At 32.3% G+C, this 23,322-nt stretch carries 17 protein-coding genes and 3 tRNA genes; 8 read left to right on the top strand and 12 right to left on the bottom strand.

Features of this window, described 5'->3' with window-relative positions; translation table 11 throughout:
• Positions 1–86: 86 nt before the first annotated feature.
• Together Cyrtocomes_RS01305 and Cyrtocomes_RS01310 are read right to left on the bottom strand one after the other, a co-directional pair.
• On the bottom strand, positions 87–2,108 hold the full coding sequence (locus Cyrtocomes_RS01305) for a hypothetical protein (protein ID WP_322497412.1): 2,022 nt from the start codon (positions 2,106–2,108) through the stop codon (positions 87–89).
• A 265-nt stretch (positions 2,109–2,373) separates the two neighbouring features.
• On the bottom strand, positions 2,374–3,819 hold the full coding sequence (locus tag Cyrtocomes_RS01310) for an NADP-dependent isocitrate dehydrogenase (protein ID WP_410519689.1): 1,446 nt from the start codon (positions 3,817–3,819) through the stop codon (positions 2,374–2,376).
• 282 nt (positions 3,820–4,101) lie between these two features.
• On the opposite strand from Cyrtocomes_RS01310, the gene Cyrtocomes_RS01315 reads away from it, so the two are divergent.
• Positions 4,102–6,111 carry a hypothetical protein gene (locus tag Cyrtocomes_RS01315; RefSeq protein ID WP_322497414.1) on the top strand — a complete coding sequence of 670 codons (2,010 nt, stop codon included), beginning with the start codon at positions 4,102–4,104 and terminating at the stop codon, positions 6,109–6,111.
• Positions 6,112–6,395: 284 nt separating this feature from the next.
• On the opposite strand, the gene prmC is transcribed toward Cyrtocomes_RS01315, so the two are convergent.
• Positions 6,396–7,244: a peptide chain release factor N(5)-glutamine methyltransferase gene (gene prmC / locus Cyrtocomes_RS01320; RefSeq protein ID WP_322497415.1), complete on the bottom strand. Its 849-nt coding sequence runs from the start codon at positions 7,242–7,244 to the stop codon at positions 6,396–6,398.
• A 49-nt stretch (positions 7,245–7,293) separates the two neighbouring features.
• Positions 7,294–7,872: a BON domain-containing protein gene (locus Cyrtocomes_RS01325; RefSeq protein WP_322497416.1), complete on the bottom strand. Its 579-nt coding sequence runs from the start codon at positions 7,870–7,872 to the stop codon at positions 7,294–7,296.
• A gap of 414 nt (positions 7,873–8,286) precedes the next feature.
• On the opposite strand from Cyrtocomes_RS01325, the gene Cyrtocomes_RS01330 reads away from it, so the two are divergent.
• From Cyrtocomes_RS01330 to Cyrtocomes_RS01340, 3 genes are all read left to right on the top strand, one after another.
• The gene (locus Cyrtocomes_RS01330; RefSeq protein ID WP_322497417.1) at positions 8,287–9,219 is read left to right on the top strand and encodes a hypothetical protein; all 933 of its coding nucleotides are present in this window, start codon (positions 8,287–8,289) and stop codon (positions 9,217–9,219) included.
• Positions 9,220–9,437: 218 nt separating this feature from the next.
• Entirely contained in the window at positions 9,438–10,253 is an 816-nt protein-coding gene (locus Cyrtocomes_RS01335) for an inositol monophosphatase family protein (RefSeq protein WP_322497418.1), read from the top strand.
• A 496-nt stretch (positions 10,254–10,749) separates the two neighbouring features.
• The gene (locus tag Cyrtocomes_RS01340) at positions 10,750–10,875 is read left to right on the top strand and encodes a hypothetical protein (RefSeq protein ID WP_322497419.1); all 126 of its coding nucleotides are present in this window, start codon (positions 10,750–10,752) and stop codon (positions 10,873–10,875) included.
• 291 nt (positions 10,876–11,166) lie between these two features.
• Here Cyrtocomes_RS01340 and der read toward each other — a convergent pair whose 3' ends face one another.
• Entirely contained in the window at positions 11,167–12,513 is a 1,347-nt protein-coding gene (gene der, locus Cyrtocomes_RS01345) for a ribosome biogenesis GTPase Der (protein WP_322497420.1), read from the bottom strand.
• On the bottom strand, positions 12,513–13,088 hold the full coding sequence (locus tag Cyrtocomes_RS01350; protein WP_322497421.1) for a carboxymuconolactone decarboxylase family protein: 576 nt from the start codon (positions 13,086–13,088) through the stop codon (positions 12,513–12,515). The genes der and Cyrtocomes_RS01350 overlap by 1 nt, the downstream gene beginning before the upstream one ends.
• Before the next feature lie 99 nt (positions 13,089–13,187).
• On the opposite strand from Cyrtocomes_RS01350, the gene Cyrtocomes_RS01355 reads away from it, so the two are divergent.
• Positions 13,188–14,207 (top strand): hypothetical protein, encoded by a 1,020-nt coding sequence (locus tag Cyrtocomes_RS01355; RefSeq protein WP_322497422.1) that lies wholly within the window; start codon positions 13,188–13,190, stop codon positions 14,205–14,207.
• Here Cyrtocomes_RS01355 and Cyrtocomes_RS01360 read toward each other — a convergent pair whose 3' ends face one another.
• Positions 14,208–15,026, bottom strand: coding sequence for a lipase family protein (locus Cyrtocomes_RS01360; RefSeq protein WP_322497423.1), 819 nt, complete (start codon positions 15,024–15,026; stop codon positions 14,208–14,210).
• Positions 15,027–15,192: 166 nt separating this feature from the next.
• Positions 15,193–16,257, bottom strand: coding sequence for a hypothetical protein (locus Cyrtocomes_RS01365; protein ID WP_322497424.1), 1,065 nt, complete (start codon positions 16,255–16,257; stop codon positions 15,193–15,195).
• Between the two features lie 218 nt (positions 16,258–16,475).
• Between Cyrtocomes_RS01365 and Cyrtocomes_RS01370 the strand changes: the two genes are divergently transcribed.
• Together Cyrtocomes_RS01370 and Cyrtocomes_RS01375 are read left to right on the top strand one after the other, a co-directional pair.
• Positions 16,476–16,829 (top strand): hypothetical protein, encoded by a 354-nt coding sequence (locus Cyrtocomes_RS01370; protein ID WP_322497425.1) that lies wholly within the window; start codon positions 16,476–16,478, stop codon positions 16,827–16,829.
• Between the two features lie 69 nt (positions 16,830–16,898).
• A complete protein-coding gene (locus Cyrtocomes_RS01375; protein WP_322497426.1) occupies positions 16,899–17,723 on the top strand; it encodes a substrate-binding periplasmic protein in 825 nt (274 codons plus the stop codon).
• A 446-nt stretch (positions 17,724–18,169) separates the two neighbouring features.
• On the opposite strand, the gene Cyrtocomes_RS01380 is transcribed toward Cyrtocomes_RS01375, so the two are convergent.
• Both Cyrtocomes_RS01380 and Cyrtocomes_RS01385 read right to left on the bottom strand, forming a co-directional pair.
• A tRNA-Asp gene (locus Cyrtocomes_RS01380) sits at positions 18,170–18,247 on the bottom strand.
• 55 nt (positions 18,248–18,302) lie between these two features.
• Positions 18,303–18,378, bottom strand: a tRNA-Val gene (locus tag Cyrtocomes_RS01385).
• Between the two features lie 682 nt (positions 18,379–19,060).
• On the opposite strand from Cyrtocomes_RS01385, the gene Cyrtocomes_RS01390 reads away from it, so the two are divergent.
• Positions 19,061–21,511 (top strand): AsmA-like C-terminal region-containing protein, encoded by a 2,451-nt coding sequence (locus Cyrtocomes_RS01390; RefSeq protein ID WP_322497427.1) that lies wholly within the window; start codon positions 19,061–19,063, stop codon positions 21,509–21,511.
• A 104-nt stretch (positions 21,512–21,615) separates the two neighbouring features.
• Here the strand turns inward: Cyrtocomes_RS01390 and Cyrtocomes_RS01395 are convergent, their stop codons facing one another.
• Positions 21,616–22,668, bottom strand: a complete 1,053-nt coding sequence (locus tag Cyrtocomes_RS01395; protein ID WP_322497428.1) for a hypothetical protein — start codon at positions 22,666–22,668, stop codon at positions 21,616–21,618.
• Positions 22,669–22,897: 229 nt separating this feature from the next.
• Positions 22,898–22,971: transfer RNA gene (locus Cyrtocomes_RS01400), tRNA-Met, on the bottom strand.
• Between the last annotated feature and the right edge of the window lie 351 nt (positions 22,972–23,322).

Below are 23,322 nucleotides of genomic sequence, written 5' to 3' on the forward strand. Positions count from 1 at the left end.
AATCGACGCTTAGCATTACGATTTGAGAAATCCGATCTCTCTTTCCTTGCCTTTATAGCTTTAGCATCTATTAAATACAACCTTTGTTAACAGTGCCTAACCTCATTTATAAAACCTGTTGTGCATTTTTGGAGTTTAAATACGCCATTATCTATACAAGCTTTGTAAAAATCATAAATTATCTCTTCTGCATTTTCTCTATCACGTGTTAAAATTGTTGCAGTATTATTTAGCAAGGCAAATATTTCATCAGAAGATGCATTAGTTGCAGAATTTGTAAATTCACGTGCTTGACCATGAAAAAAACTTTCAAATCTATTAAGCGCATTCTCATATAGCGCAATTTGATTAGGTAAATTTTGTTCCATATTTCGTGCATAATTTTCATAACTTTTATATCTATCTTTGAGATTTTTGTTCTCTTCAAAAATTTGCAGTCCTTTGGGTGGCTGACCATCAATACTCTTGAGACCACTTAATATATTTGAATAATTTTGTATTTCTGATGCACAAACCTTCTTAAGGTTAGCTATAAATTCTGCTTTATTTTTTTCAATAAAATCATCTGACTGAGGAGCATTATCACGCATCTTTGTAATTATTTGAGCTACGTTTTCTGTAACTAATGTATTATGTGCGTTTTGTAGATCATTCTGTAGATCAGCAAGCCTTTTTTTAAAAGATTCATCATTGCTAAGAGCGGAATAATCATCTGGCTTTTTATGTTTTGCACCAGCTTTTATTAAACATTCCCTCATGTCTTGATGAAGCGTGCTTGTTTCTTGAAAAAAGTGTAAAAGAGTGTTGGGATTCGTGGTACTTTCCACATCAATAAAATGGAATCCTTCTGAATTTTTTGCACCTATTAGCCATTGAGCTTTCTGCATTATAGAGTCGCTATCATTTCGGAGTTCGCATAAACTATACAAATATTTTGATAATAATTCGTCTTCAGCTTGTGTTAAGTTTTGATTTTTCCACTTTATGAATTCGATTTTTTGATGAGTAAATATATATATGCCCTCAAGTAACATACTAGCCTGTACGTATTGTAAATTTTTATCTTCTAGTTTTTTTAATGAATTCCTCATGAACGTTTCAAACATAGTCTCCCCTTGTTCATTTGGGGTAAAAAATGTTTCAATACCTATATAATCTAGGTATAAGTTTAACTGCGTATGAATTAGTGACGTTAAGTCGGTGTAAGATGCTTTTTGATCAAATTCTAATTGATAATGATCAAGTGGTATACGTCCCTCATTATCTTGGTTCATAAGCATTGTAGTAATAGCCTCTTTTCCATAAAATTCAGCTAATGAATCTATTATGTGAGGAAGAGTTCGATAAAAAGAGTTTATCCCGTATAGTAAATGAAGTAGGTTTCCACCATCATGGCTTTTATAATCCGCTCCTAATTTTTTTAATATGCTCAAAAAGTTGTTAGCTTGTTTTTCAATTTTGAAAAGCTGGGTGTTTTGTACTTCAATTCTAAATATTTCCAGTATATCAAGGCCTCTAGAGTCTTGTGCAAAAATATCTATTCCTGGTATGCTCAGGATTGTATTAAATACCACTTCATCGTAAATTGCGGCGTGTAAAATTTTTTCTGTATAATCAAGCAATTGTTCTGGTTTCTCATTTTCCTGTCCAAACTCTTCTGGTGGCATGTGGTCTATAGCTACGCGATGTGTATTATGAAAACTAGTATTAATGAATTGTGAAAGTGTTGATTCGCCAATGCTTTTAATAATATACATTATTATATCTATTGTGGTACGTTTTTCTTTTTTACCAGCAATGACGGTATTATAGAGCATGGTAATTGCAAAGAGATCAATCTCTTCCTTCGTATATTTTGGATTTGGCAAATTACTTTTCTCTGTTTCGGTATTTATGAATTTAATAAAAAACACAGCAATCTCGTATGCCCTACCTCCTTCCATACCTCCTCCTTTTTCTATGCCATTTCTAAAAGCGGCCCAAAACTTACTATTTATAGAGAGTATATCGGATTGTTGCATCATTGGTACTAGATTTGAGAGATCTTGATCTTCTTCAAGTGTCTTAATTAGTGTGTGTAAACTATTATCTATATCAGCGCTTCTCATACAGGTATTATTATACATTACAACCCAAGGGTGTATAAACATCTTTGCATAAATACCATTATTATAAAGGTATTTATTATATTACAGGTACTTTAGTTGAGTATCGTTATTAAATTTTGGGATTATTTTAATAGCTTGAGGTTTATTATAGGCTCTTAACGAGCCTATAATATGTGCAATTCTTTTAGTTTTTAAAAAGCGCGTAAATTGTGTTAAGGAGAAAAAATAGACCATGCCACAAGTCAGTATGGTCTATTTAAGTAACCTATTGTCCTTGCATATTCGTAAACCCTTCTTGGCCATCATATAAATAGAGTTTATGCAAGATATGGAAATTCATTCCTATTTCATTTAGTAATTTTTGAACCTCTATTACGTCCAAGTTAGAAGCGGTCTTATTTTTTGCAAAGAATCTAAACCGTACTAAACCATCAACATTTGTACTACATCTATCTGTCGCTTCTGACCATACCATCATACCCCTGGCAGATACATGTTTAATCTCAAGGTTTTTTTGTCCCTTTCTTATTTTTTCTACTATATTATATACCGGCTCAGCAAGATCTTCTGTAAATATATCAACTCCAATACATTCAACTATAGAATTTTCTTCTGCAGCTTTGTAGTCAAATGACTTCATAACTTTTGCATTATTTTCCACAACTTGTATTTTGTATGGTAATTTTCCAAGATTTGAAACTACTGCGTCAGTAAATTCTTTTGTATTAGCCTTCTTTGTACTTATAGATTCATTATATATATCAGCAGTATGCACTCCATCTTCTATAGTTTTTAAAAGAGCATTCTCTATTTTAGTAGCTATATCCCCCTGTCCTATGTGATTTAGCATTAAAATAGCAGCATTCAAAAGCCCAGACGGATTAGCTATATTTTTACCGGCAATATCAGGTGCAGAGCCATGGACGGCTTCAAATATTGCATAGCCTGCTCCTATATTAGAGCTACCTGCAAGCCCCACTGAACCGGAAACTTCTGCGGCAATATCAGATATAATATCTCCATATAAATTAAGGGTGACAATTACATCAAAAAGCCAAGGTTTTGTTGCTATTTTTGCAGAACCTATATCTACTATTATGCTATCTGTGTTTATATCAGGATATTCCAATGCGATCTCTTTGAATATTTTATGAAATAGACCATCTGTAATCTTCATTATATTATCTTTAATAATACAAGAAACCCTTTTTCTATTGTGTAATCGTGCATATTCAAATGCGTATCTAATTATTCTCTCACATCCTTTATGGGTTATTATCTTTACAGCAATTCTTGTATTCAAAGATGATCTATATTCTACCCCTGCATATAAATCCTCTTCATTTTCCCTGATTATTACCATATCCATTTTTTTATCAGAGTTTGGCACATATCCTGGAAATGATCTAACGGGCCTTATATTGGCAAAAAGACCGAGGGATTTTCTAAGTGTTACGTTAACACTTTTATAGCCAGTTCCCTGTGGTGTAGTTAGTGGTGCCTTAAGTAATATCTTATTTTTATGTATAACGTCCCATGCACTATCTGGTATACCAGAGGGGGCGCCGGCAATGTAAGCCTTTTCACCTATTTCAATTTCTTCAAAATCTAGATCTGCACCAGCTTTCTTAAGAATCTCCAGGACAGAATTGGCAATCTCTGGCCCTATACCGTCACCTTTTGCAAGAGTTATAGTCTTTTTCATGGACAAAATTAATAAAAATTATAGCAGTGAACACAGTTCCCTTAATCTAAGGTATCATAATAAAAATGCGCAGGCTATAGTAAACAACCCACGCTATTGTTCTTCTTCACTTTTAGCTGCAACTAGAATCTAGAAATCAATTTATCCAGCATGTTGGATTAAAGCTTAATACACTTATTAAATTAATCAATAAATAAATGCAGCTAAAAATAACCATGCCAAATATATTGCCAATTTATTAACTTAATTTTACTATTCATAAATGATGTTTACGAATAGTATTTTGATATGAAATTCAAAGGAATTAGAGAGAGCAATATTTATTCTAATTTTAAAGATGGTTATACAAATTTATTAACAGCTGAAGATATTGAAAATGCAATAATCGATCTTAGAAGGGCTATAGTTTATGAAAGCCCTCAAGATGCATCTTTGAAATCAATAGATCAAGAGCTTCAGAGGATATTATCGGAAGATGGATTTTTAGATCAAGGACTCTATAGTAAGATAGTGGATAGCCCTTACTCATTAGTTGGCTCTGATTTATCGCAAAATGATAGTAAACAGTCTTATAATCAGCTCGTTACGAAATTAAGTAGCGTAGAAGCTATTCGTGAGGCTGTATCTTTATTTGAAGCACATGAAGAAACAACGCAAATCCAAAAAGAATTTCTGGGTGCATTTTTAAATAACGCTGTAGGAAATATGGAGCTTAATAGTAATATCTCCAAATTGGCTAATAATCAAAGTAAGTATTTAAACTTAAAATACAGTGGAGAATTATCTGCATTAAAGAGATTTTCTTATAAAAGTAGAGTTTTAGATGATGTTCAAAAACAAAAAGATAAGATAGATTTTTTAGAAACAATGGAGCCAAATTCCACAGTTCCATATAGCAAAAGGTTCACTATAGAAGAGTTTGGAAAATTATCAGATCTCCATTCTGCATACACCTCATTTGAGCGCTTTGCTAGCAGTTGTGGCAATATTGATAGTTTTGAAAAATTAAGGCAAATAAGAGATTTCGGAGAGATAGCGGGTGGTTTTATTGAATATACACAAAATGAATTTAAAGAACATTCGCAAAATTCGTATAAAGCAGGTGATATTGTAATGTATGATATAGATAAAAGATCATTAGTAACTAATAATAAGCTAGATAGAGAAAGTAAATTAACAAAAAGGTATGTCACAAATTATGGGCATGCTGCAACTGTTGCTACGGGAAGTGGTGGAGCAAAGCTCTCTCATGTATATGGGGAGTATCAAGTTGATGACTTAGATCTTGAAAAGGGTTTGTTTTCAGATGTTTATAGAATGGACCTAGGTGCGTTATTAACCAAAGAGGCAAAACAAGCGGCTCAAAATTTATATGGAGATAAATGGAATGAGAAGGTAAATGAGATATATCCAGAAGTGAGTTCAAAATTATTTGAGTTAAGTCAACAAGATCAAAGATATGCCCTGATATTCAACTCAAGTGATAAAAGGTTTAATGCTGGTATAATGTCCTATATACCATTTGGTAACACACTGCTTAAAGCTACAAATTGGGATAATATGCGTGAGCAATTTAGTGATAAGACTAAAGGTGAAACTGAAATGATATGCTCAGAGTTTGCGTCCAGGCTTGCAATAGTATCTTTAATGGAAAGTAACGAGAAATTACAAGAAGTGCTTGGTCTGGAAAAAAATGCACTTAATATACCATTTTCTAAGAGAGAGGACTTAGATAAAGTTCATCCTGGTAGATTAATAGATATTTTGCACAAAGCAGATTGTATAAAAGAAGTACCGCCTTCAATAATACAGACGCAATTTTTTAAAAGGCCAGAAGAAAATTTCAAAAAAATTACCTCACAAGTTTATAAAAGTTTTAAAAAATGCATATCTAGCGAAATGGATACAGAGGCAATTTGTACTAAGCTTGTAAATGTATTTGAAATAGAGCACAATAAACGCTTTCCAAACGATAAAGTTGAGTTAGATGCTAGCACAAGAGATATGCTAACAATAGTAATTAAAAATGAGGTTGATAATATAAAAACACAAATGGATGATGCAAAAAATGCTCATAATGAAATGCTAAATAAGAATCTTTTTACTAAAATTTATGGTGCCATCTGTAAAATAGTGAATCTCTTTTATAAAAAGTTGGATCAACATATAGATCAAAATATAGCAAAAGATTCAGTAAATATTATTGATAAACTTATAGAGGGAGTGGAAAAACAAGGAAGTTGGGTCAATAGATCTAGCTCACTTGATGTTGGTACTGCACAAGGCAGGCAGCCCTAGCCCAGAGCTGTACTATTTGAGATATTGAAAAACAAAATTAAAACATATGTTTCACATAATATATTATTATGAATTATAGTATTAGATAGTACAGCCCAGTCCTTTGATAAAAGGTGTATAGCCGTTTTATTTGAGATGCATAATACTTCTTGTATTACAGCTTATTAGCCTTATTTTCAACATGTTAATTTAACTTAGCTAATTATAGTATAATTTGTTAAAAATGATCAGATAAAGAGTTGCAAATATGTCTCTTTATCTGACTTTTAATGAAAAACTTTCTTTCATCGATTTGAAATAGATATCACTCTATCTATTCCATTTATATCCTTATATATATTCAAGACTTTTAGATTATTTGATTCAAAAATATCTAATATACCCTCTTTCTGACCAAAACCTATTTCAAATAACCCTATACCTCCTTCTTTTAGAAAAGTTTTTAAGCATGCGGCTATTTTCCTATAACATGTAAACCCATCTCCAAAATCAGTTAGTGCTAATTTTGGTTCGAAATCTTTTACTTCTTTACCTGTTCTATTTAGATCAATAGCGCTTATATATGGAGGATTAGATACTATTACATCAAATTTGCCAGATACATTGGAAAACCAATCACTTTGTTTTAATAGGGTCCTATCTATTAGACCAAGATTTTTAGCATTTTTTTCTGCAACAGCCAGGGCTTTTTCGCATAAATCAACCCCAGTACCTATACTATTACTATATGTGGCTAATATACTTAGCATAATACATCCACTACCTGTTCCAAGATCCAAGATCTTTAGATTAGATAATTTATCTGGGAAAATATCTATAAAAGCTTCAATTATCACCTCTGTTTCATGTCTTGGTATCAATGTATTTTTATCTACATAAAACTCCATGGACCAAAATTCTCTACTAGAAGTGATGTAAGAGAGTGGCTCATTTAGCAGCCTTTTTCTAAGATTGAGCATGCATAATTTTACTTTATCATAAGATAATTCCATGCTCCAATTACTTAATACATCTTCAATCCGTTTAAGGCCAAGCGAGTGTTTTATTATGTGAAGTGCATCACTTTGAGGTGAATTAGAAACAGTATGCAGCCTATGCCGCAACCTCTCGTATAAAGATGAAATAGAAATCATAAAAACTTCCTACTAAAAAGAGTAAATCTTTAAGAATATGAAGCATATATCACGTTAACCTTCTATGGTCATCCTTCATTACCACATGGCTAATAACTTTACTAATTCCTGAAATATTACTGATAGCATCCAATACTTTTTGGAGCTCTACCTTATTTTCTGATATACCTATTATATAAGCTGTCTCTCCCTCCACATCTGCTGCATAATTAGAAGAAGAGATGCCTCTGCTTAGCAGAAGGATACTTTTTATCTTTGAAACCTTATACAGTTCTGCAGCTCGTTTTTGAGAATTTTCTACTACATCTGTAGTAATTAGCTCGTTTATTACCTCTTTTACGCCATCTACTGACCAAACTGTTTTGGTAACATTTTTAATTTGCTCTTCATTTTTTAAAGCTCCAACAAGCATCACCCTACCTTCTACTACAAGTACCCTAATCTTCATGAATATATTACGAAACCCCTTTTGCATAAATAGAGCCGAAATCTTTGAATATATTATGTTATCATCAACTATGCTGCCTGCGGAGCGCTTATCTTTATAAGCTAAGACAGCAATTGTTACACCAGTTCCGGCGGCTATTGTTAGCGCGCATGAAGAAATCGCTAATGTTATGATTACCACACATAACACCTTAGCGAGCCTATTAACTGAAAATACAAACATTATATAACTAAGCAATCAGTGGTACAGCAACACTAGATTAAATGGTAAATAGTGCCCATATTAATAATGCCAATGTTCAATTCCAATAATACTGCTTATAATTTGTCTATCAAGCTTTATTGTTTGATCTCTAAATAATATATTCTCTTATAAACAATATATTGAAATACAAATCAATAAGATAATCCATAACTTAGATAATCCATAACTTTACTTTCATAAAGTTGTTCTATCTCCCTGCTTAGAAAGCATATCATCGGTTTAGATCGCCTTATATAGCAAAAAGGTTATGTTAATCTATTATTGGTTGATATCTTTAGAAGCTTGAGCAATCATTGATATATCTAAGACTAGTTGTACACTGTATGTAAGATGACTAAATTATCAGGTGGTTTGGGTACCACATCGAGTGTTAGTAGTGATAGCGGTAAAGGCTCTGTTATTGGTGAAGGCTCTGTTATTAGTGAAGGGGGGTTAGAGGAGGTAAGCTTATTTGTTGCACATCAGACTCTTAGTAATGGTACCAAATTGCCAAGTTTCAAAGTAGAAGAGGTTAGTGTAGATGCGTGGGTTTCATTTAAGAAGAACTGGCCTGATGGATATCTGAAATCAGTAACTGAGGCAAAGAAAAAATTTTCAGATGCAAAAATTACTAGAAAGGTGTTCATTCTTGTGCCTTTAAGAGAGTATTTTGCTAAAATTACAAAGGGAGATCAAGTTATAAATAATGAGTATTTAATTAATGAATTTATTACAAGATTCGATGCTCTTATATATTTTTTGCTAGAACAATATGCTGGTATTGATGGGGCGGGAACTGTAATAGAGAAACTTATTGATATGCGATCTAAATTAAGTGATTTTCCAGAGTTATTGTACGGATGCTGTTTAAGTGGTAAGGAGACTATTCATATAGCACCGTTTAATGAGCTTTGCGCTGGCTTAGATAATATTTTGGGTACTAAAGGAGTTGGTGCTTCAAGATTCATAAAAGACGGTAATTTAAAATTTTCGTCAGAAGGACCTGAGGTTTTTGATCCAATAGTTAATAGTGTAAAATCTCAGATTAACACTCTAAGAGGGATGTATATTAAATTAAAGGTTTATGAAGCTTCCAACGAAATAGCGACCATGATTGTTACTACTGTTCTAACAATCTGTCATTTAATTAGTAGTGGGATTGATATGGCATCAAAATCTCTTTCATATGGAGCTGAGCAGGGAAAGCGCTTGGTAAGTAGCGTTAGCAGTTGGAAAGCTAAAACAGCAATGAATACGGTGGAAGATGGGTCTCGCGGCAAATAATGAGCTGGCTAAAAGATATAAATTTTTTGCAAATTGTATCTGTATAATATTCTAGTTGTGTTGCGTGCTCAGTAAATTCTATCTTTAGTAATGCTGAAGTTATATTGATTTGTAATTTATAAGCTGTTGTGATAGACAGGCCATCACCAACCTTGCTTTGGTATTTTTAGCTTAATTGTATCGATGTCTGGGGGATTTGTGAATGTTTTAGAAAATTTATGAGAGATAACTTTCAAATTTCTCCAGTGATGAACTTAATGGTGCAGGCTTCGCGCCTGGCTTCTAGGGCTATAAGGCGTGATTTTTTTGAGTTAGAAAATTTGAGGTCTGTGGAGGATAAAGTTAAGGCTTTTGTGCTTAAAGCAGAGAAGAAAGCTGCGACATCTATAATACAAATTCTTGAAGAGTATGGTACTGGGTATGGCTTCGTTATAGAAGATATGGAGCTGCTAGAAGGCAAAGAAGATAAGGAAGGTACATTGTATAATTGGATCATAGATCCTATTGATGGTACATTAAATTTTATGCACTCTAATCCTAATTTCTCTATATCTATAGCATTAGAGAGAACAAGGGGTGGGGTGAAGGAGTATATTGCTGGGCTTGTATACTCTCCTATACATGAATCTTTAGCATGGGCAGAAAAGGGTAAGGGGACCCACATGCTTCAAGAAGATGGAAAAAACAAAAAAGTACTGATTTCTAAAGAGAAGAGTTGGCCTAATTCTACTATGGCAATTGGCAATAAGATGCTTTACAACGACGAGATATTGATGCATCTAAGAGAAAAAGGGGTTAAGGCTAGAATATCTGGCTCATCAGCTCTTGATCTTGTGAATGTTGCCTGTGGTAGAGTGGATGTGGCTATATGTGATGTTTCAAGAAGCTGGGATACTGCAGCTGGTACTATATTGGTTCGGGAGGCAAGGGGGTGTGTTGAAAGGTATTCTGGTGATCTTTTTATATTTGGTCATGATTCTTATTGCTCAAAATTTTTAAGACGCAAGCAGCTGACCGTAGGTAATGATTCTTGAATGAGCTATTATCTAGTTTAGAATGTGTGGCAGTGTTTGCTATAGATATAACTTTGATCCTTATTAAAGAACTGGTGAAACGCAGCATTTTTCCTGACATTTGCTAAATTTTTTCGTGATGTAGCCTTATGTGATGAATTAAAGCTACCGAAGGAAATACTTCTTGGCAATTTATTTTAAATCAATGGATAATTAATCCTAACTACTTCATGTTATGACTAAATGGGTAGTATTGTATTAACTAAAATAGATATGGTTTTTTTTATAAACTCAATATTAAATTGTCTTTTGACGAACAGCATTTATTATATTTCGAAATTCAAAAATTGTATTTGGCAGACACATATAGTTAGTGGGTTTTTAGCTTGCATCTTAATTATTAGGTTTTTGTACGCTACTGTTATAGCCCTCTTAGGAGGCTATGATGTTGTATAGTATAATAGATGATAAGGTAATGAAAGAGATGTTTTGTGGTAAATCATGAAGGGAGGGTGTGATGGCAAAGGCAGAATGGATTTGGGTAAGGGCTCTACAGCTTCTTGTAAATGTTTTTGGTAAATCATGTAAGATTTTTATAACAGTAAAAGATCTTGATTATATCCAAGCTTTAGATTTTGTGTGAAAAATATTGATAGCGGATAAAAATAATAAATTAATTTCGTAGTATACTGATGTAAGCTGAATTCAAAGCTAATAGGCTGTAATATATATTATCTATCACCTCAATAATATAGCTATATCTTCTTTTTCAAGAGTAATGCAGCAGGTGTTTTTTTGGTTGAGCTTTTAGATAATGAAAAGATGGTAAGAGGATATTATTAATGATATGAAGTTAAAAATTAGATTAAAGATTTAAATGTATCCGTTCTACATGCTCAAAATTATTTCTAAACTCATACACTAAGATGGTTTATTATTTACGATTTACATCACTATACGGATTACCAGAAGATAGTATTATAATATCTACTGGCGAAGATGCTATCTTGAAATATTCTCTTAAAGAATTAGATAAATATTTGATATAATTTTTATCCACGAGGTTTTTATTGTTAACGAAGAGCTTGAATGATGGTATATCGCCATCTACTTGTACTATGTATTTGGCCTTCATCGGAAATTTATGGTTTGATACTGCTGCTGGTTTGTGTTTTGAAGTTGCGCTAGAGAGCCATTTATTCAGTGTAGATGTCCCTATTTTCCTGTTCATTTCTTCAAAAATGCGCAATGCTTCGCCCATTAAAAAATCAAACTTGTTTTCATTTTTGGAAGATATAAAAAGTATGGGCAAGAAGCTTATCTCTCTTACTTTATTTCGTATTATCCACTCTATCTCTTCTTTTGCTTTTGCATCTATGAGATCGCATTTATTAACTACAATTACGATACCTTTCTTAGCCTCTATAACTTTTCTAATTATATAGAAGTCTTGTTGGTTTATTCCCTCAAAACCATCTATTATTATCATACATATATTAGAGATCCTTATAGATGCTAATGCTATATTCGCAGAGCTATTTTCTACTTCATCAACAACTCTCTTATATGTTTTTCTCAAGCCAGCGGTATCGAGTAGTATAAGCTTATTATCTTTATAGGTAATTTCGTATGAAACTACATCTCGAGTTGTGCCTTGTTCTTGCGATGTAATGGACCTTTCAAAGCCAACTATTTTATTAAAAAGCGTAGACTTACCAGCGTTTGGCCTTCCTAGTATTGAAAATTTAAGAAGCTTCTTATTTTTAGTATTGCGTTCCTCAAGTTCAAACCCAAATCTCTCTTCAATTTTAGATTTTAAACTTAAAAATCCTATATTATGCTCAGCTGATATATAAATAGGCTCGCCAAATCCGAGGCTCAGTAATTTATGAGCTTCAAGGTTTATCTTAGATTCACATTTATTGATAACTAAGAGAGTTTTCTTAGCGAATTTTCTAACCTTAGATGCGTTATCATAATCAAGTACTGTCAATTCTGCATTTTTACCATCTAGCACAAATAACACCAAGTCTGCTTTTTTTAACAATGCAAAGCTCATATCAATAGCGGCGCAACCAGCTTCACTGAGTCCATCTCCTATACCAGCGGCATCAACAAGTGCTACATCTTCCCCGTTTGGATTCTTCCACACCACAAATTCTTCATAATCTCTAGTGGTATTTAAACAAGAAGAAACAACTCTAGGGGCTGAGCTAGAAAGTCTGGCATATATCCTAGATTTGCCAACGCTAGTTGCGCCAAAAAGCAATATACTGTACATTAACTCATATTAGAGTCTCTGGCTACAAAATCGTAGCTCCTCATACCTTCAAGTTCAAGTGCGTGTGCCGCAGCTTTTAGTACAGCAATGACCCTAACAATCTCAACTATAACATCTTGTTGTATACCCATTTTTATCAATTCATCAGTGTAGAATTTCATACAATACTTACATGCAGATAACATTGAAGCTGCAAGACAGCACATATAAAAATCAGATTTTTCTACTTTACTAACCATATCATCAATATGCTTTTTCATGAACGATCTAGATACCTGCGCGGTATCCTGTAGAACCTCAGACGTAAAGAAGTGGAACACGTTTTTACCAGCCATGGAAATAGAGGCAACTTTACACGCTATAGCATCCTCCTCTTCTAAGTACATTTTCGCCTCTGCTCTTATGTTGTTTAATAGCTGCTCATTTTTTAAAGAATAACCAGCTGAAAGTGCAATTCTATACAGCTCTTTTTCATTCAAAAGATTATCGGTATTATCAACAAACAGAGATTTCATCTCAGACTTTACGTTGGATGCAAACTCGGGTAATTTACGTATAATAGCTGCGATACTCATAGCAACTCTAAATTTAATACACAGAGGATGATGATAATCATTTTTTTATGGCTTGCAATATCATATTAGATGAGTCATAAAAATTTAATACTCTAGATTGTGTTGAATTTTGGGCCTAAATATATGAAGGTACTATTCCTTACTTTGGCTTTTTTTCTATGCTACCCATCATTAGCGCAGAATAGAGCTGTGCTGGTTGCGGCTTATGAAGATAAAAACAAAATGCTTTTTACAATTTCACCCTGTTGTAATGAGCAAATAATCGTAATACTTGTTCCCGGGAAAGTTGATTTGCAGAGCGTGAAAACGCTAAATCATTTATATCTTGAATCATTAAGAAAATACGTCTCACCTTCTGTGGCTGAATATATTAAAGGAGATGGTATAATTGGTAAATTATATAGAAATATAGCCTTGTTTACTAAAAATAACTACTCAAATTTGGAGTATACAACCGAAATCTTCAGCTTTTCGCAATTATCTGAGCTTAAGAAAAAATTAAGGCAAAAGCTACCAAAGTTAGATGCACTTAATAGGGTGCAAAAAATAAATCAGCATTTTTCAGAAGGAATGGATGCAATATTAATTGAAACAGTATCTGAGCATAAAAATAATTGCATTAAACCGCTGCAGTTCTTATTTCAATTTAACCAGCCACTTCTCCCTGGAATTATACTATCATCTAAAGAGCAAAATTTAGATACAGAGCTTTTTTTTCTATCAAGAGAAAGAAATTTTTCACTTCTGCATTATAAGGTATTTATTCCAGAGATGAGAATTTTTGAGAACGCCTCTTTAGAAAGTATAAGAGATTTCTATAAAACAAATATGAGCTCAAAAATTAATGAGGGTTCGCAGATGTTTTTAGAATATATAGATCCTAAAGATGGGATACATAACTTGTTTAAATCATGTAGGATAGATTATAAAAATGATAAATTATTACTAAAATCACTTTCTGCGCTCGGTGCGCATTGGGTTTCTGATGCAGGTATAAGGGATGTTGCGATATCTAAATACACATTAGTTAATTTTCGTCCATATAATACAAAAGCTTTGAGAATTATTGGTAATAAATATCAAAATAAGTTTTTCATCAGATATGTAAATTTAAAATAGCTAGCTATATATTTGTGAAATTACAGTTTCGGCCACCTTTTCATATTCGCTTAAGTAGTGCGCATCTGGTATTAAAAAAAAGTTTCCCTTCATAAAAAAATTCCTAATTTGTTCAATTATGAAACAGGTGCAAAGCCTAAATTTTTGTAAATATCCTATATTTTTCACAACGATCTTACCTTTATTTTTTATTAAAAAAGTTTCACCTAGATGCTTGTAGTTAAAAGGATAAAGCGTTACGTAATCTTCGAAATTTATAAAATTATAACATTTAATAGCATCATCAGCTAGCATTGTGTTTTTAATACTTCTGCAACTACCTGTTGTGATGCAAATAATGTTATTACTGTATATATTTCCATTTTTTTGGTTCTGAAGATGACTTATAAGGCCCAGATATGTAATGCTAGCAATGGCCCCACCTAGAGAATGGCCGGTGACTAATATAGAAGGATTTTTTTTTGTATAATGATCTACTATCTTTAATAGCTCCTTTTCTACAGCTTTGTATTTGTTATAGTATCCACTATGTATAGTGCCTATACCATCTACATTTATGGCTTTAATCAATAAATGTGCGCTAACATCAGAAATTTCATCCTCTTCCGTCCATTTAAAAGTAATATAAAGTGTATTTAGTATATGATCATAGCACACAAGGCATTCTGTATCATATATGTTAAGTAGGTGTATGTTATCACAATGAAAATTTATCGATGGATTAGATGTTAATTTTTTGATTATTGTATCTTTATCTTCAACAATAAGTAATGAATTTAAAAAGCATGCAATTGGCAAATTTATATTACTTGCTTCCATATTTTGCTAAAATAAAACAAGGTTATATGCTAGATGTATATAGCCAGTAAGTATTAATATTCATTAATACTAGTGAAGAAGTTATGAAGTAGATAAGTGGCTAGAGGGCTTGCATATATCTAGGATTTAGTTCTATGAATAATTTAGAGTATAATATTTAATATCGTTATTTCATTGCAATATTATCATCCTTTACTAGAAACTTTACAAATGTTGTTGTATGTGGGGCTAATAAACTATTTTTAATATCGTCTGAAGCTTCATTATCGCAAAGAAATGTCATACCAGAATCATCAAGTAGTATTGAAATAATCGTATTTTTATCAAATAAATTACTTTTGAGAAAAAATCTTTTTTTATTGTGCTTTGGAGCGAAAAGAGCAAAATGCTTATACTCACCCTTAATAAAATGGAAAAACGGTATGATTTTGTACTCGCTCTGAAATATATTATTGAAATTATTTTCTAATCTACTGGTTAGTGGGGTTGTACCGTTCTTAAGTATATTATAGATTTTATCCGCTATGGAAAGCTCCTCATTTACGGGCTTTATACTAAAATTTCTTCTATACCCCAATAGTAGGATCTCTATAAGTCTGAAAGAGTTTTTTAAGAGTTCATTATTATGTACCTCGTCATCACTAAATTGCGCGCTAGTTAGCTCTAAGATGGGTTTAAGCTTGTTTAATTCAATTTGTGTTATTTTGGTTGAATTTCTGAGCTCGTATAATATTAGATCAAGTCCCTGATGCTCTATAGAAAGCAAAAATGCCAATCTTTTAGCAGAGTCATGATCCTTGGATCTATATAGCAATTTTAGAAAATAATCTGCAAGTTTCAATCTATCATCATGTATAATATCTGATTCCATGTGAACAGATTTTGGTGATTCGGTATATTTTAGTAAAAATAAAAAATTATTAGTTTTTGCGTTTATATATTGGTCATGATTTTTTTTAATTGTTATGCTCGTTATATGAGTATCTGGGTTTTTTGCTAACTCAAGAAATAATATTTCGCCAGTTTTAAAACTTTCTTTTATATCTTTAAGAATAAAAATTTTCCCTAATATATTGAGCTTTAATAAGCCATCCTTTCCATAGTTTAAAACTTTTCCACTAACATTACCCTTTTCCTCTAATAAATTAATAAGGTTGATATCTTCCTTAGTGGCTAATGGGATATCTTTTTTATAAGATCCATAATAGGTAATGCCACGTTTCTTCTCCACAAACATATTGTATATTAAGTAATTATCGCTTCGATTCATTATAATTGCGCTCTATATGAAATCATATATCATCTCAAATCTGATAGTACTAGAATAAAATAGTATGTATTTTCAGATGCTTTTGTATAAAAATCATGAAAATTTATATTTTACTGCCTGTAACAGTATTTCTAATATTAATTTTTTTGCTAATACTGGCATCGGCCTTATTGAGACCTTTGCGTTTAAGGAAAAGAAGTAAGTCTAATCAAGTAGATATACGTGAATCTGATATTAAGATTATAAAACCACCATCTTTAAAGGATGAGGAAAGGTTAAGGGATAAAGAAGTAGAGTTAGAAAAACAAATAGAAAAAGACGTAATTATTGAAAAGGTAAATGAGAAGGAGCGTGAAGAAATAGTTGGGCTCGCAAAGCCAATGGGGTTTTGGACAGGTCTAATAATGTCAAAAAACATAAATTTCCTTATTTCAAGGATTGGAACAACTACAAAGGATGGTGGTAATTTTTGGGCAAATTTAATTCAATCTCAAGAAGGTGGCAAAAAAAGGGGTGGTGGTAGGAAAAGGTAGAAAAATAAGTACTTTACAATCAATTCACGGCAAAGCATAATTTGCTTTCAAGATCAGTATATTAGGAGTATGAAAAAATATATAAACTTAATGTTCATGTGCATTTTTTATATTTGCTCTATATTGATTCTATGTTCTTGTGAGGATAAACAATCAGGGTATAGGGATTTTTTTAGAGTAGCTGTTTCGCCAGATTATCCACCATTTGTATTTATGCAAAATGGAGAGATTGTTGGGATAGATATAGATATTATTAGAGAGGTATCTGATAAGCTGAATAAATCAGTGATTCTTGTAAAAATACCATTTAATGAGATATTGAAAGCAATATCAGAGGGGGCGGTTGATGCCGCAATATCCTCTATAGCTTGTTCAGATGAAAGGAAAAAATTAGTTGATTTTAGTGAGCCATATCATACAAGTAGTTTTGCTGTCTTGTTTAGGAAGGGGGTGATCAGTGGTCAATCTATTGAGGAATTAAATGGCAGGGCTATAGGTGTTCAATCTGGTTCTGTTATGGAAGAGTTCCTAGCAAGTACTAATCAGATAAGTGGGTTTCAAACTGTTTCTGCTAATAATGCAACAGATCTCTTAAAGTTTTTGATGACAAGAAAAATTGATTTAATCCTTACGGATGCTGCAAAGGCTGTTGTGGTAAAAAATGCAAACCCAGTATTAGACTATATGTTGCTTCCTAGCCTTATAAAATATGAGCTTGCTATAGCGCTTCCAAAAGAAAGTCCTGTTAAATACCAAATTAACAGTATCTTAGACAATATGGAGGACACGGAGGTTTTGGAAAAAATAAAACGCAAATGGATGGGTGATGAATATATTCCACTTTATAATTTCAATAATATCCTAGATATAAGAGGTTCCTTTGTAGATGAGTAAGGTATAGTTATTTAAGTTGAATTAGCATAAGCTGTAATACAAGAAGTATTATTAAATATCACCTATGTCATCTCAAATAACACTGATATACTCGTTTGATAACCATGTATGAAGTTTGGCAATTACATTTTTGTTGTATAGCTAAGGCGTTATAAAAAGAGTATGATTATTGAGGGTAGTGGTCATATACTATTTTACCTATACTCTCCTACCGAGTGAGAAAAAATCGGCTCATGTCAAACAAAAAAACTAATTTTTCTGTTATAATCTTTTTACAACGCTTTAGCGTACATTTACGCTAAGAAAAATTACTTTGCTATACTGAGGGAGAAGGTATGGCATGATTATGCTTATCATCAAGGCTAGGAGCTCAAATAATGAGGTTATAAATTGGAGTGCTACAAAAATCTATAACCACGTGTGTTATGGAAACACATCAAAAATAGTGGCGGGGACGACGAGACTTGAACTCGCGACCCCCGGCGTGACAGGCCGGTGCTCTAACCGTGCTGAGCTACATCCCCCATAAAAAAGTGCTGTAATATAAAAGAATGAGAAGTAAAAATACAACCATTCGCTTGGTGGGCGATGACAGGCTCGAACTGCCGACCCCTTCGGTGTAAACGAAGTGCTCTACCAACTGAGCTAATCGCCCTGCATACAGCAGGAGAGAGAATATATCCATTTAGACTATAAAGGCAAGGGTAAATTGCTTGTTTTATGCTAATAAAATTAACTGTACGAAGATCGGATTGGTATTATTTCTAGTTTTTAATTAACTGTATACTTCTCAAAACTAATAATTAATAAAAGTTATTGGTATTATATTTGGAATTGGATGATTATTTGGTTTGGTGGAAAGATTTGATACAAGACTAAGTTTGCACGTTATGAGAAAAGATAGGTGCTGAAAATATGATATAATGTTGGTCTATTACAGGCTCGCCATAAAACAGCTTGTTTTTATGCAAATGGTCTTAAAAGTTCTTCTGGAAGAAAAATCTATGGAAATTTGCCTATTTTATTAAGATTTCTTAAATTAAAATTTATTATATCTTAATTCGGCCCTCTTTTTTGAGCCAATATGTATATTACTAACCATTTGAGAATTTATGTTCTCTAAGGCAAATTTGTTCATACTATTATCGTGTACTATTTGAAAAGTATTTAGCTACATTTTAGTGTGCATACTGTCACTTCTTATTTCATTAAAAGCTAAGATAATCTAATAATCTTACTGTTGCGATTCAAATCTTAATAATACATAATTGTTACTAGACTTATTATTATCAGTTATGGCTAGAAATTTGGTTAAAGTCTTGTTTGCAATTTTAACCATGTCATTAGTTATATTTTATGTATCCATAAGGCTTTTTGTGGATACAGATAAGATGAAAGGGCAAATTGCTTCAAGTATTGAGAGCCAATATAAACTTGGATTTGAATGCGAGAAGATAGAGCTAAATATCTTACCTATTCCACATTTTACAATTCAAAATCCTATTTTAAAATTTGATAACGAAGAATTATTGACTAATGGGAGGATAAAACTTGATATAGATCTGGTAAACTTGTTCTATTCGAAATTATCTATTGTATCAATAGAGTTTATAGACTCGTCACTAAATTTATTAGTGGCAAAAAGATATTTATATGCAGAAAAAAATATTGGCCCATTAGACAATAAAGTGATTTTTAGTAATATAAATTTTATAGATTTGAGCGCTATATCCATCCAAAATATAACCCTCTTTTCTGTCAATGGAAGGTATAATTTACTAGGCTCATATCGCTTCCAAGGTGAGGAGTACATGCTAAATTTTCTATCTTCAAATGGATTGGAAGATAACCTTAATATAGAGATTGTAGGAAAAAATCTTTCATTCAAATCTAGAAGTCATTTTATAGCGCAGCAGGATAATAAAATGAAAATGGAGGGCCAGGCAGAGCTATTCTTTATGGGGGATGAAGAGTCAAGGATGATTTTTAAAACCAGTTTAAAAGATGGAATTTTTAGTATAAAAGAAAACGAGTCCAACTATCTGCAAATAGATACAAAAGAAGAAAAAACTGATATATTCATAAACGCAAGTATTAATTCTATAAAAGTCCCGTTAAAGATCAATAGTGATATAAGCGATCTCAGGGATCTGATATTTTCAGTTCTAAGTAGTAAAAAATATAAGAAATTTTTACAAGATAATAATATTATATTTAACCTACATGCGAAAAAAATTCTCCTTGTGGATGATGGGGTGTTTGAAAATGTGCATATCAATGGTGATATTTTTGAAGGAGAAATATGCTTAGATAAATTAATGTTCCATCATAAAGATATAGAATTAGTATCTTCGTTTACTACTGCTATAAATAAAATAAGACCAGAAATTAATGGAACTTTATATATAAAAATTCCAGAACTTAATAAGCTTGTAAAAAATTCTCTGTCAGAAGAGTATTCTGCAAAGAAATTTATTGCAAAATCAGATTTTAAAATAACACCTTATAAGACAAATTTCTTATCTATCAAAGGGTTTATAGATGATGCGGCATTTTTGGGCAATATAAGTTTTGAGGATACTATATATAAACCTGTTGTTGTTCATTCTAACTTAAGGTTCAGTACTTTAAATTTAGATTCCCTTAATTTAAATCAAACGCTCAGTAGATTTATAGCGCAACTTCTAGCGCAGAGGCAAAATATATTAGACTTAAATAGGTATAATTTTTTAAGAAGACCATTTTTTGAGCTCCATTCTTATATACGAATGGATGAGATGATATTTAATAAAGCAAAATTAAATAATTTTCTAATTAATTTAGATTTAGAAGAAGGTGCGTTACTTATAAATGACATCAGCTTTACATCTGATAGCTCTTCATTAATTGGAAGTTTTCATTTTAAAATAGATGGGTTGAATCCCATTGTATCATCTAAATTTTACTTTCCTAAATTAGATCCAAAATTTCTTTCACAATTGATTAAAGTTGACTACAATACCGATATATTTGATATCATAGCTTATGATGGCTCGTTAAAATTAAAGATAGATGATTTGACTGGGTATGACGCTAAAAGTATATACGTAGATCTAATAACTAATAATAACTTATCTAAAATACAAAAAATTAAAGCAGATACCTCTATGGGTAATATAGATGCTATAGGTAGCCTTATATATCGTGCAAGCCCAGATACTATACAAATAAATTTAGCCTTTGGCCTGATAGATGCAAAAATACATGAATTAGCAAAAATATTTTCTTCTTTTCCATTAAATAAAATAGAAGGGATTGTAAATATGAGCGGCAAGGTTTCCTTAACCGGAAGAGATTTTTCCCAATTTATTAATACTGCTATATGTGAGGCTCAGTTTATATCAGGTAATATTAAGTGGAATGGATTGGATTTATTAAGTGTAATAAAATTAGTAGAATACGGAAATTTTGATGGGTTATATAGTAGAATTGATAATGCTTTTAATAGCGGTATCACCGTTTTTAATGATGTGAGAGGTAAGGCGCTGCTATCTGATCAAATCTTAACTTTGGAAAATGTTTCTATACGAACAGATAGAGTAGCTGGAGCAATATCAACTGGTTATGATTTAAAGAGAAATTTAATAAGGTCAAATGCGAGATTTTCCTTTATACCAATAGGTTATAATATTCCAATAACAATAGGGGTGCAAAGTAGTGGAAACGTTTCTGGGGCTCTGGTATCAAAATTAGATCTTTCAAATTTAGATGCATTTATAAAGAGCTCTGGATACAGTAAAAAAAGTTGAGGTTAAGTATATTATTGTTCCATGGGTAGCTCTTATGGCCATTTTTGCAAACTAAATGTGTTGCGTTTGCAAAAACAACCATTTTTAGATCAATTTGTATTTATCTAGCCATGTAAATCACTGCTATCTATATTATCCCCCAATTCTACTGGTGTAGGATCAGACGCGTCTGTATCTATTTTGCTATGGCCAAGTGAGTTTCTAAAATCATCCTCTAATTTTAAAAATTTTTCAGAACATAGCTTGACTATAGCATTGGTATCATCGCCACTTAGATGATCTTTAGAGTTTGAAATCAATTGGTTTATAGTAGCAAGTATACCAATTTTTATATGTATTGTAGATGGTGCTTTGCCATTTTCTATTGTATCTATGATGCTATATGCGCGTATAAGTGCGCACACTGATGCAAATTCTATTGTGTGTTCTAATCCAAAATTATCTTGGATGAGGGTTTTTACTTCTGAGATTTCGTTTTTATCATTACTAATATTAGCTGCAAAAAGCTTCTTATAAACCTCTACCACGCTTCTTAGTAGAGAGTTATCATCTACATTAAATTTAAACTCTCCTAAAAATTTATCAGTAGAGATTGTAGAGATTGTGCGGTCTGCATTTTTTTCAACAAAATCTTCCAATTTTGGTTTTAGTATTGAAAACCCATAATTAAGCTTATTTTCTATCTGTGTATCATTCATTTGGGTAGATGATCTCAGGTCGTTTTCAATTAAAGAGGATAGTATATAAAGGCTACTTGCATTGCTATCTATGTTTAATTCATGAATTTTTTTTAATGAAGAAAAAAATTCACTCATGACAGAGTATAATCCAACCGCAGTTTGTATATTGGAGATCTTTTGACTCTCTATTGCTTCTGTAAGACTATGCATTCTAAGTAATGAGATTACAGTGGCGGATTTTATATCATTTTTAATTCCGATACAGTCCGTTATTTGTGCTTTAAGTGCCGGAAGTTGCCATAAGTTTTCATATTTTAATATTAAGCTAAGCTTCTCTAGCGCTTCAAGTGCGAATAAAAATGGTAATAAATGATTTTGAGTTGCATCTGGGCTAAATTCAAAATGTCCAATTTGAGCATGTGTTGTTGGTTCAGTTTCCAGGCCGTCACCAAAAACATTAGATTTTACGTCAGGCATATATAATAAGATATTTTAAAAATGCGAAGCCGTACGTGTACCATATTCATTTTAAATCAGCAACATATGTGCCTTTTTATTCTGTTGATTGTTATCTTTTTATTCTCAAGATATCATCTCTTGTGCAGCTAATGCTTAGCATAAAACTATACAGCATGCGCGCATAAAAAGAGCATATCAAAGCCGATGACGTGCGATTACTATGCATACAGCGGAACGTATAAGACGGTTGCGGGGGCAGGATTTGAACCTACGACCTTCAGGTTATGAGCCTGACGAGCTACCAAGCTGCTCCACCCCGCGTCTTCCGATTCGTGGAAGTTAGCACATATGAATTTAAGGAGCAAGTGGGAAAGTTAAATTTTTTAAAGGTTTTGGTATTACTAACCAAATATAGTCATTAGGTAAGAAGTGATATTCCTTTTTCTAAAAAAGGAGGGAAATGATGCCACACCAGCAGTTATCGGTGAAATGGTATGGTAAGCGAAAGGCAGAGAGCGGGAAGAAATGATGAATTGGAACTAGCCAATGGTGTGTTAGGCACTGTTAACAAAGGTTGTATTTAATAGATGCTAAAGCTATAAAGGCAAGGAAAGAGAGATCGGATTTCTCAAATCGTAATGCTAAGCGTCGATTTTCTTTGAGTTTAGCGAA

Origin of the sequence: Candidatus Cyrtobacter comes (assembly GCF_034470605.1) — a bacterium.
In the GTDB taxonomy this organism is placed as follows: domain Bacteria; phylum Pseudomonadota; class Alphaproteobacteria; order Rickettsiales; family Midichloriaceae; genus Cyrtobacter; species Cyrtobacter comes.